Source organism: Limnospira sp. PMC 1279.21, from assembly GCF_032349615.1.
Lineage (GTDB): Bacteria > Cyanobacteriota > Cyanobacteriia > Cyanobacteriales > Microcoleaceae > Limnospira > Limnospira fusiformis.
Window position 1 is genome coordinate 1 of record NZ_JARPLU010000197.1, and the last position, 7,602, is coordinate 7,602.

The window sequence follows — 7,602 nt, forward strand, 5'->3', positions numbered from 1 at the left end:
GGTTCTCACTCCGTTTCGGTTTCACCAGGGCTAAATCGACAAATAAATCCTCATCAATTAAATTGCGATCGCCATAAACCTGACCGATAACCGTATTACTGCTTAACTGCACTTGTCGGTCTAGCATCCGACGGCAAATATCGCGGTCAATCTGGCGCTGCTGGGTTGTTCCTCCAATGTAGGTATTTTGAACACCATAATTCACACCAGCAACATTGCCTTGCTGACCCTGATTCCCTTGACTGCCCGTGTTTTGATGATTAGTTGGCTCTGACATAGACTAATCCTTCTCTTTTGTCCAACCCTCGATCGCCCCAGCAACGATCGCCCCCACTGGATTTTGCTTGAGTCCTTCCACCAGTCCACCCCGCGCCGCCCGGATTGCTCGTTCCTTAAAGGTTGGCTTTTCCTCAATTTTGGCAATGACCATTCCCGCGAGCCTCATCTTTTCGCTCGTGGTGGTTGCCTGAGTCACGTCTAAACTGGAAAGCAAAGTTTGAATCTCTTTGACTGTTGCCTGAAGTTCAGGGTCTAAGGTGTTCGTCTGAACCCCGTAGTTGACTCCCGCCACATTATTTTGAGTGCCTTGATTATCCACACTGCCGACTGGAGCGTTGAACTGTTGCTTTTTACCTTCTTTACCTTCTGTCATCAGATTACCTCATGAATTGATCTAAATTCCCGGCTACCCAAAATGCAGCCGCCACCGATGGTTAGTTTTAGGAGCGATCGCCCCACATCCATACCCATCTCCTCAACCTTGGGATAATTATAACTGAGGCGCGATTTCCAGTGGCTCTGGTGTGACGAATATGGCTCAAGGTTATTCAAAAACTCTTGACAAATCCCGATAGCCTGCGCCGACGGTGAGGGGGTTTGGGATGAAATCTCTCAAAATTGGGGACGGTGAATGGTTGGGTTTCGCGGTTCGCTTCACCCAACCTACCAGACTACGAGACTGCTGACGTTCGTTTATTGTCTGTGGATGCGGGGACGGTGAGGGGGTTTGGGATGAAATCTCTCAAAATTGGGGGCGGTGAATGGTTGGGTTTCGCGCTTCGCTGCACCCAACCTACCAGACCAAGGCGCGGTCAATTGGTGAACGCTCCCCCACTGTTTGGCGGCGAGGTGGGGGAGTGCGTCAGTATTTTAAATCACTCCTGGGAGAGTGAAGCGCGATCGCCCTAGGTTCGCTTTTTACCCGGAATAGCCCAGCGTTTGATACTCCCCACTGTTACTGGCATACTATCCGCCACATCAATGGTAAAGCGGAACACCTGGCGCGATCGCTTCCCATCTTCCGGATCGAAGAAAGTCAGTAACACATCCCAGCAGTCGCTATTCAGGCGGCAGTAGGGGCTTTTCTCCACTTCGATGGTATCCAAGCGTCGGTCAGCGGCGATCGCCTCCGCAAAGGTAGCAGCCGCTTGGAAGGTATTGGTTACTGCAAAATTGAGGGCGCGATCGCGGGAGGTTTTCCCCACATTATGCAATTCATAATACACCCGATTCAAAAACGCCGTCAGCCCTTCCCGCAGCAGGCCTTCACTCCCCTCCTCAAGATGATCTAAAGTCCCCAACGCCGCATCAACCAGCCGGTTAATATTCCAGCCATACATCCCCCGAGGATTGCGAACATTCAGCACCGGCACCACTTCCCCCGAAAACAGTTCCACCGTCCGCTCCGTTTGTCGGCCGGGGATACTGACGCGCTCAATAAATTCGGCGCTCGTTTCCGGTTCAAGTTGTCCATTGAGCATCAACAAAAACATCTCATAAATATCATCAGCAAAGGGGCCTTTAGGGTCGAGGGCGTAGATGGTATTTTGGTCGAGATTCAACGTCCAAATCAGCGAGTAAGCCGCGTCGGGATGATTGTCTAAATGTTCCACCATCTGGCGGGCATCGTAGGGGTCGGGCGGCACCATCACCCCATTGAGGTTGACCGGGGCCATCGTTTGTTTGAACGTATCCCGCCGCGCCTCGTCTCCGAAATCATAGCCAATCGTACCGAGGGCGAAAACGTGCCCTGAACCAGCCTTGCTGGGTTGGACATCGGCAGGGGTGAGGGAGGCGGAAGCGGTTAAAGATTCTGTCGCTGGGGTTTGGGTGGCAACGTCGCTCACCTTAACCGCAGATGGTTCGATACCCACGGCGGAGCCGATGGCGTTCACCCCAAGGGTGCTGTGTTCGGTGCGATTCACGCGATCGCCCGCAAAGGAAATCGTCACCCCAGACCCAAATAACAGCCCCATCGCGCCGGGGAGGTTCACTTTACCCCGCAGGCAGCGTTCCGGTTCGTCGGTGTCTTCAGGGGTGCAAGGAATGGCGGTATTGAGCAGCGCCGCCCGCACCGCTTCCGCATCCACAGGTTTACCCTGTTGGAGTTGCAGACTCATCAGCAAACCGCACAACCCGGTCATTACCGGAGCCGCCATACTTGTTCCCAGAAGGCGCACAGGTTCTTCATTAGCCGGTTGCGCCCCCAGAATTTCACCCCCCGGAGCCATGATGCCTTCTAGGGCATTGTTACCCCCCCAATTGCTGAACTTGTAAGGTGTACCGTCAGGCTTTAACGCTCCCACAGACAGCACTCCCGGCAGGGAAGCGGGCATACACCAGCATTCTCCCTTGTTATTCCCAGCAGGGGCGACGATCAGAATATTGTTGTCCTGGCATTTTTTCAGAGCTTGCAATAAAATTTCTTCCCCTTCCCCGGTTTGGGTGGGGCGGCAGGCGGCACAGTGGATGATATTTGCGCCTAACTCCAGACCCAGTTCAAAGGCACGAGCTAGATTGATGGGTGAGATGAATTCTTCATCCGTGCCACTGGTATTGAGGGGGACGTTAATCACACGACAACGCGGCGCGAGTCCGGGAGAGGGGGTGTTTTCTTGGCCGACAATGGTGCTGGTGATGTGGCAGGCGTGGTTGTCGCCGTGGATGCGTTTGAGGAGGGGTTCGGGGAAGGCGGCTTTCTGGGCTTCCGCTTTTTGGTCTTTATCTAAAGTATCATCCTTGCCGATCGCCTGAAATTTCCAATAAGCCTCTGTAGGAACGGGTTCGGCGGGTTCGTGCCAATAGGGGAAGACTTTGGAGATTTCCGCCCCGGCAAAACAGGAGAGGGTATGGTCGGGGTTGCCATCGAGGATGACAATGGTGATGCGGGGGTCGCCGAGGGTTTGGTTGCGAAGTTCAGCCAGTCCGGGGATGCGATCGTCGAGGTCGTGGGGATGTTGGGCAGTAGTCCCTTGGGTTTCGACTGCGCTCAACCCGACAGAATCCTCCAATTCAGAGGGGTTCATTGTTTCGAGTTCGCTCGGTTCAACAGATGCGGATTCAACTTCAGTTGCTTCAATGTCTGAATCCAATTCGGAGGGGTGAAGGGTTGCTGGGGTTTCGAGTTCGCTCGGTTCAACAGATGCGGATTCCGCTTCAATGGCGATCGCTTCCACCGCCAATTCCTCAGAAGCCTGAATATTATCTGCTACTGAATCATCTACCCCACTTGCCGCAATATTCACGTTAGGCAATGACCCCAACATAAATTCACCCACGGAGGATTCCACAATGTAATCTAATCCCGTGGCTTGGGCAAAGCGATCGCTATCTCCCGCCCCCAACGAACAGGGAGCCAGCCCCATATTTGTCGCCACCAAATAAAGGTTCTGATACAGGACACCGACGTGCTTGAGAACTAGGGCATAGGCGAGCGATCGATATTTGCGGAACAGTCGCCCAAACCGAGCCGTAATAATCAGTAAAACTTGGGGCATTCCCTGTTCACCACTGGACTGGTGAGCATCTTTAAGTAATGCTTGAATATCGGCCTCAGCAGCATCAATTTGAGCCAGTTGGTGATTGAGGGGGTCATAGTGAAACAGTCCCGGTTTCACCCCTTCACAACGACGCACCGCTAAATAGATTTCTAGTTCATACATCCCCCCACCACAGGGATAGGGACGGCGGCTAATTTCCCCCCAGTCGAAATCTTCACCGAATTGGGCTTTGAGCAGTTCGGTTTGCTCGGCATCGTGGGTATAAATTTCTTTGATGCGAGCGGTGCGATAGAGCAGTTCCCCCAATTGCTCGATGGTTATGGGGTGATTCTCGTCGTATTCGCGAATCGATGCCCGTTTTTCAATGGCCGTGGTCAGGGTTTTATCCCGTTGGCGGATGGCATCAATGCTTTGTTGGGGCAGGGGGACAATTTGCCCGCTCATGGGGGGCTTGACTACGGGAAACTCGTCCCAAACCTCCAAACTGGCGGCAATATCCCCCGTGGGGTAGTCGTGGCGACCTTGGCGACAACGGCTATGGAATAGCAGGTTGTGGAATTCCCACAGCTTCAGATCGGGGGCTTCGGCTTCGATGGAGAGGAAACCCGTTGCCCAGAGGAGATTTAGGAATTGATAGGCGGTTTCTGCCCCAATTTGGGGCGGGGGCGTGACCCGTCGCAGGGATTGGGGTTGGGCGAGTTGAGCCAAAATCGCGCTGGCTCGCCAGTCCAGCAGTTTGACTCGAAATTTGGATAAGGGGGATTCCAAGACCATGCCGCCTTCGTGGCTGCGTTGGTAGGCAAAGCGGGAGAGGCTAACATTGGCTTGCGTCCAGTGGGGGGTGTTGAGGTTGAGTTCGGCAGATTCCACCATAGGCACTGCGATCGCCAACGGCAGCACCCCATACTGCAACCAACCGCGATCGCCCATCTGTTGCAATGTGGCGGCTAACTGTTCCCCCGCTTCCATCCCTTCCCGTTCGCTCAGAGTTTGGGTCAACTGTTGGAGGGTGGCGGTTCCTTCCTGTAAGTGGGCTAGGGCATCGCCCATCCCGGTGATGGCAGGGAGAGTTACCATAGAGGGAGCAATGGATTGGCTAGGATCGGTATTCGCGGGGCTGAGGGCATAGCCCTCTGTCGTGGTGCTAACCTGAATGGTGGAATTGAGAGAAACCGCAAAGGGATAGGTACGCATAGGTTCTAGATGGGTAATGTTACAGAGGAAAGGAAATGACAGCAGCCATTGGGGAAATCATTAGAAATGGTATCTTGTTTGATGTAAAAAACTGGTCAACAGCAATGCCTGAAGGAGACGATTTTTTTCAAACGATTGAAGCACTTTTTAACACATTGGCTGACAGAAACATCAATTACTTATTGGTTGGGGGAGTGGCTCTACTGAGTTATGTAGAAAGCCGCAATACTCAAGACATCGACCTGATTCTGGCTCGATCCGATCTAGATGCTTTGCCCGAAGTTGCGATCGAGGATGAAGATAAGGATTTTATACAGGGTCTATTTGACCCCTTGCAGATCGACATTTTTTTAACCCAAAATGAGCTATTCAAGGAAGTTTTAGAACAATTTTCGATAGATAGACAATTTGGCGATCGCATTATTCGGTGTGCCACAGTGGAAGGACTTGTGCTGCTGAAATGCTATGCCCTACCGTCTCTTTATCGACAGGGGCAATTTAGCCGAGCCAGTATTTACGAAAATGACATTCTTCTCCTCCTATTAAACTATTCGGTAGATATTGATAACCTGATAAAAATTCTGTCTGCCCATCTCCTACCCAGTGACCTAAAAGCAGTGGAAGATATCTTAGATGAAATTCAAGGCCGAATTCGGCGGTTTTCCAGCCAACAGCGATCGCTGACGGATGAGTAGACAAGGGGATTGGGTGACAGGGCGATCGCATTTTCAAATCCGGGTAACGCGGGCACGGTGAGTAGGGAAGCGGTTGCACCGGCATCATTGCCAGAAACCAGGCCGAGGGTGTAACCGTTTTCGGAGGGATTAATTTGAATGCCGGAACTCAGAGAAATAGTAAACGGATTCATAGTCAATTCAAAATTCAAAATTCAAAAAAGTTGGTAAACTGCTCGTATCAGTTTTGATTCCATAGATTTTGACTTGATTATTATGGATTATCGGCCGATTCCCGATCGCACATTTGAGTTTGCCGTGAGAATTACCAAGCTTTTCTCCCATCTCGATCAACAACCCGGAACACCGCGATTGTTAGCCAATCAACTGTTTAGATCGGGAACGTCAATCGGTGCCAACATTGCCGAATCGGGTTCGGCTGAAAGTGACCGAGATTTTATCAGCAAGCAGTCGATCGCTCTCAAGGAAGCCAAAGAAACAAGATATTGGCTCAGGCTATTAATTCAATCAGAAATGATACCCGAGACAAAAGTATCCAGTCTCTTGGATGAATGCGAACAGTTAATCAAAATCATTTCAAAATCCATCCTGACCGCCAAAAGAAAGCTGAAATAAAGTTAAAATCAGCAAGCCAGAAGTACAAATTTTTGACTTTTGACTTTTGACTTTTGACTTTTGACTTTCAAATGGGTGATAGCTGATTCAAATCTCGGATGGGCTGTCCCAACCAGCGCAAAATCGCACAGGCATGAGCTTTTTTGAGCATCAAGCGATCGGCGGCTTGGGAAAGATCGCGCAACTCTTGCTGTTGGCTGGGCGTTAATGTTCCCTCTTGGTTGCGATCGAGTAGTTCCAGATGGCGTTCCTGCTGGTCTGGAGCGATTTGACTTCGGGCAATTTGCCGGAGTTCATCTACACTCAGCGTTTGCAGGGTCAGCAATTCAGCCTGTATTTCCGCCGGGGCTGTATCGATCGCAGGGGGTAAGTTTCCAGCAATACTTTGGATGACCAATTCCGACAGGGGTTGGTTGGTCAACTCGGCAAGGCGAGATAAGCGTCGAACAGCAGATTCTGGCAGGTCTATTGTCAGTTGCATGGTGATATTTCCTTTGCTAAATATATTAGCATATTTATCATTCTTGTCAACCTTTTTTTGAGATTTATTCGGCTATTATCAGTCGGCTTTCGGTCAACTTTAATTGGTCGGTAAAATGGTGCGAACGCACGATGAGCGATCGCTTTTTCGGTCGCCATCTATAGGGATTATCAGTCGGCTTTCAGTCATCAGAAAAGGAATCAACAAAAACATCACTGACTACTGGATGTCTGTCCGGGATAATTGCTCGATAAAAGTTTGATGTTCGGACGTAGCAATTCCCTGTTGCAAGATCGCCAATACTTGTGCCAAGTCCCCCGCCAACAGCGCATCTTTGTCCAACCACAAACCGGGAAATACGAGCGATCGCACGATGCCATCACCATCCACATTCAGGGGGACATACTGACCGTCTTCCCAGCGGAACCAATCGATCGCCCCGTCAATCGAACCGAAACAGCCGGAAGATTTGCCGAAAATCATGCACTTTCTCAATTGGTACACGGCAATGTGCTTTAACCGAATGCTCGGACGCACGGGACACTTTTGGGAAAAGCGCTATTTTGCCGAAGGGTTTCCGGCTAGTGACAAAGACCGAGTATTGAATACCCTGCGCTACATCCACGGCAATCCCAAAGCGGCGAAAATGCGATCGACCTTTTTCTACGAGTTCAGCAACTATGGCAGTTATGAAAAACTCACCGATGATGGCTTGACCCAGTGGCATCCGGCTTTCTTGCAGTTGGGGGCAACTTTGGAGGATTGCGCTCGAAAATATCGAGGATTTTGCAACCGCTACAAACCCAAAAGTAAACCCGCGAAAAAGTGTCATTGGGGC

General features: G+C 51.0%; 8 protein-coding genes and 2 pseudogenes. 4 read left to right on the top strand and 6 right to left on the bottom strand.

Going from position 1 to position 7,602, the window contains the following annotated elements:
• Both P5683_RS21025 and P5683_RS21030 read right to left on the bottom strand, forming a co-directional pair.
• Nucleotides 1-277 (bottom strand): annotated as a pseudogene (locus tag P5683_RS21025) (hypothetical protein); the annotation flags it as partial.
• Nucleotides 278-280: 3 nt separating this feature from the next.
• Nucleotides 281-652, bottom strand: a complete 372-nt coding sequence (locus P5683_RS21030; RefSeq protein ID WP_006624731.1) for a hypothetical protein — start codon at nucleotides 650-652, stop codon at nucleotides 281-283.
• Nucleotides 653-906: 254 nt separating this feature from the next.
• On the opposite strand from P5683_RS21030, the gene P5683_RS21035 reads away from it, so the two are divergent.
• Nucleotides 907-1,188 carry a hypothetical protein gene (locus tag P5683_RS21035; protein WP_006624733.1) on the top strand — a complete coding sequence of 94 codons (282 nt, stop codon included), beginning with the start codon at nucleotides 907-909 and terminating at the stop codon, nucleotides 1,186-1,188.
• Here the strand turns inward: P5683_RS21035 and P5683_RS21040 are convergent.
• A complete protein-coding gene (locus P5683_RS21040; RefSeq protein WP_315641880.1) occupies nucleotides 1,185-4,973 on the bottom strand; it encodes a PatA/PatG family cyanobactin maturation protease in 3,789 nt (1,262 codons plus the stop codon). The genes P5683_RS21035 and P5683_RS21040 overlap by 4 nt on opposite strands.
• Nucleotides 4,974-5,008: 35 nt before the next feature.
• On the opposite strand from P5683_RS21040, the gene P5683_RS21045 reads away from it, so the two are divergent.
• Nucleotides 5,009-5,668, top strand: coding sequence for a hypothetical protein (locus P5683_RS21045; RefSeq protein WP_006624735.1), 660 nt, complete (start codon nucleotides 5,009-5,011; stop codon nucleotides 5,666-5,668).
• Here P5683_RS21045 and P5683_RS21050 read toward each other — a convergent pair.
• Nucleotides 5,614-5,841 (bottom strand): hypothetical protein, encoded by a 228-nt coding sequence (locus P5683_RS21050; RefSeq protein ID WP_155839149.1) that lies wholly within the window; start codon nucleotides 5,839-5,841, stop codon nucleotides 5,614-5,616. The two genes, P5683_RS21045 and P5683_RS21050, sit on opposite strands and share 55 nt — an antisense overlap.
• An 82-nt stretch (nucleotides 5,842-5,923) precedes the next feature.
• Here P5683_RS21050 and P5683_RS21055 point away from each other — a divergent pair, with 82 nt between their 5' ends.
• Complete coding sequence (locus tag P5683_RS21055; RefSeq protein ID WP_035759381.1) at nucleotides 5,924-6,283, top strand: four helix bundle protein; 360 nt, start codon at nucleotides 5,924-5,926, stop codon at nucleotides 6,281-6,283.
• Between the two features lie 67 nt (nucleotides 6,284-6,350).
• On the opposite strand, the gene P5683_RS21060 is transcribed toward P5683_RS21055, so the two are convergent.
• On the bottom strand, nucleotides 6,351-6,764 hold the full coding sequence (locus P5683_RS21060; RefSeq protein WP_006624738.1) for a hypothetical protein: 414 nt from the start codon (nucleotides 6,762-6,764) through the stop codon (nucleotides 6,351-6,353).
• Between the two features lie 219 nt (nucleotides 6,765-6,983).
• A complete protein-coding gene (locus P5683_RS21065; RefSeq protein WP_006624739.1) occupies nucleotides 6,984-7,247 on the bottom strand; it encodes a hypothetical protein in 264 nt (87 codons plus the stop codon).
• On the opposite strand from P5683_RS21065, the pseudogene P5683_RS21070 reads away from it, so the two are divergent.
• Nucleotides 7,210-7,602 (top strand): annotated as a pseudogene (locus tag P5683_RS21070) (transposase); the annotation flags it as partial. The gene P5683_RS21065 and the pseudogene P5683_RS21070 overlap by 38 nt on opposite strands.